At 63.6% G+C, this 2,714-nt stretch carries 3 protein-coding genes; all 3 read right to left on the bottom strand.

The window, feature by feature from the left end; all coding sequences use genetic code 11:
- The coding region (locus EOA28_RS31775) for a response regulator/pilus assembly protein (protein WP_128315655.1) at positions 1-1,002 on the bottom strand (1,002 nt) is incomplete at its 3' end.
- Positions 1,003-1,015: 13 nt separating this feature from the next.
- A complete protein-coding gene (locus EOA28_RS31770; protein ID WP_126082359.1) occupies positions 1,016-1,288 on the bottom strand; it encodes a hypothetical protein in 273 nt (90 codons plus the stop codon).
- A gap of 4 nt (positions 1,289-1,292) precedes the next feature.
- Positions 1,293-2,657 (bottom strand): type II and III secretion system protein family protein, encoded by a 1,365-nt coding sequence (locus EOA28_RS31765; protein ID WP_128315656.1) that lies wholly within the window; start codon positions 2,655-2,657, stop codon positions 1,293-1,295.
- Positions 2,658-2,714: the final 57 nt, after the last annotated feature.

Genomic DNA, 2,714 nt, shown 5'->3' with positions numbered 1-2,714 from the left:
GAGTATCTCCTGGACATCGGCCTGCTTGATGCCGCTGTCGAACATCTTCTGCTCGAAGCGGTTGACGATGACGTTGGGCTTCACTTCCTTGCCGGCGGTCTCATAGACGGCCTGGATGAGGCGCTGCGTGTGGCGCAGGCAAGGCACCGTCATCTCGGCGACGATGTAGAGCTTGTTGGAACCCAAGAGCACCGTCTCGGTCCAGGGGAACCAGGTGCGCGGCATGTCGATGACGACATTGTCGAAGTAAGCCGCCACGAGATCGAGCATGCGAACGACCACATCGGTCTTGAAGGAGCGCATGTCCGAGGGACGCGTCGGCGCCGCGAGCACGCACAGGCCACTCGCATGTTTCGACAGCATCACATCGAGCAGTTGCCGGTCGAGGCGCTCCGGCTGGTTCTCGATTTCCGTGATGTCGAAGCGCGGCTCAAGGTCGAGATATTCGGCGCAGGCGCCCTGCTGGAAATTCAGATCGACCACGCATGTCGAAGCGCCGCGCGTCACCGAATGATGCAGTTGGAAGGCCGTCTGCAGGGCGAGCGTGGTGGTGCCGACGCCGCCGGCAGCCGGCATGAAGGTGTAGATGTGCGATTCGGTGTTCTCTTCCCGCCCCGGCCCCTGCAACGCCCGGATGACCGAGCGCACCAGGTCTGCCGTGGTGATCGGCTTGACCAGGAAGTCGGCGACCTTGAGCTGCACGAGGATGCGCACCGCCGCCGCGTTGAATTCCTGGGTGACGACGACCACGGGAACGCTGCCTTCCAGCCGGCGCATGACGCGCTGCAGCGACTCGATCTCCTCGAGCTTGGCCGCGTCCATGTCGACGATGACGGTGCCGAAATCGGTTTCGAGGGCTTCGCCGCGCAGCTCGTTGATGCTCTTTTCCACCGTCAGGAGCTCGATGACCTCGGAGGTCGCAAAAGCCGTCCGCGTGTCCTGCACGAACACCCTGTCGGTGGAAACGAGCAGGATCTTCTTGGTCTTGGTAGCAGATGCCATCTTTGTCGGCCGCTCAATTCGATGTCGTTGATGATGTTGTCGGCGCCGACGCAGCACCGGCCTTCGCGCCAACGGCGACAGTCTCGGAACCCGGACGTTGAGCCGGCACGAGAAGCCTTGTGTTCTGGACGCCGTACTTCCACGGATCGACCATCTGCATGGCGGTGTTGGATGCCTGCGCGTTGCCGACCCCCGGCGTCACCCCTTCGGTGCGCACATAGTCGTCGCTGGTGCAGCCGCCGGCGAGGCCAGTCAGCAAGAGAACAGTCCAAAGGGCGATGCGCATGGCCTTAGTCCTTCGGCAGGTCGAGGAAGTGGCCGGACGTGCCGGATACGGAGCGGGCGGCGCTGCCATCGGCCAGCGCCAGCGGACGCTTCGGCGCCGAGGCGTCCACCTCCTCGGTGTTGTTGAGGAAGTAGTCGGCGGCGCTTGCCGGCCGGGTGCCGTCGGTCGGCTCGACCATCTTCTTCGAGGGATCGACCGGCTTGGCCAGGTACGGCGTGACGATGATGACCAGATCGGTCTCGCGCCGCTGATAGGATTTCGAGGAGAACAGCGGACCGAGCACCGGCAGCTTGCCGATCCCCGGCACCCGCGATGTCGTGATGTCGTTCTGCGACTGCAGAAGGCCGGCGATCATGAAGCTCTGGCCGTTCTTGAGGTCGACCGACGTCCTGGCGCGGCGCACGATGAAGGCTGGAATGGAAATGCCGCTGCTGACCTGGATGGAAGCGGACGGGTCGATCGACGACACTTCCGGCGCGATGTCGAGGCTCAGGAGCCCGTCCTTCAGCACCGTCGGCGTGAAATCGAGGCCGACGCCGTACTTCTTGTAGGTGACGCTGATCTTGCCGTTGTCTTCGGAAACCGGGATCGGGAACTCGCCGCCGGCAAGGAAGCTCGCCGTCTGGCCAGAGCGGGCAATCAGATTCGGCTCCGCGAGCCGCCGCGCCAGGCCGCGTTCCTCCAGCGCCTTGATGGCGATGTCGATCGACAAGCCGTTCGACAGCAGGCTGCCGATGATCTCGCCCGTTCCGGCAGCCGGCACATCTCCCCCGTCCGGGTTAAGCACGACTTTGCGGTTGCCGATGCCATAAGCGAAATTGGCCGCGTATTTGGCGCCGAGATCCTGCCCGGCCTGGCGGTTGATTTCGACGAAGCGGACGTTGAGCTGCACCTGTTGCGAGGACGAGATATTCACCGAGTTGATGACTTCCTCGTTGCCGGAAAAGCGCGACGCTATCTTGCTGGCCTTATCTGCAGCGACCGCATCCTCGGCCTCGCCCGACAGCACGACGCGGCCGTTTGCCGAGCCGACCTTGATCTTGGCGTCGGGCACGCTGGCGCGGATGGTGCTGGCCAACTGGTCAGTATCCAGCGTCACCTCGATGTCGATGGTGCCGACAAGCTGCTTGTTCTGGTCGAACAGGGCGATGCCTGTGGTGCCGAGATTGTTGCCGAGCACATAGAAGGACTTGTCGGTCAGCGGGTTGACGTTGGCGATCTCCGGATCGCCGATGACGATCTGGTAGAAGGCGGCGCTCGTCATGATCGTCTTCGGCTTGCCCTTGGCGACCTTGATCGAGGCGTTCTTGTTCGCCGAGACATAGACGACGTCATTGCCCGCCCTTGCCGGCGCGGCGGCGCCAAGCATAGCCGCCACGAGCGCGATCGCGCCGAGAAGACGCCATCCCCCGGTCGTCCGAAATGC

This window comes from Mesorhizobium sp. M2A.F.Ca.ET.067.02.1.1 (assembly GCF_004023285.1).
Classification (GTDB): Bacteria; Pseudomonadota; Alphaproteobacteria; order Rhizobiales; family Rhizobiaceae; genus Mesorhizobium.
This window is presented reverse-complemented; position numbering and strand designations above follow the sequence as displayed.

Excerpts from the sequence above, each read along its gene's own strand:
- EOA28_RS31770 (WP_126082359.1), bottom strand. The coding sequence starts at position 1,288 with ATGCGCATCGCCCTTTGGACTGTTCTCTTGCTGACTGGCCTCGCCGGC.
- EOA28_RS31765 (WP_128315656.1), bottom strand. The coding sequence starts at position 2,657 with ATGCTTGGCGCCGCCGCGCCGGCAAGGGCGGGCAATGACGTCGTCTAT.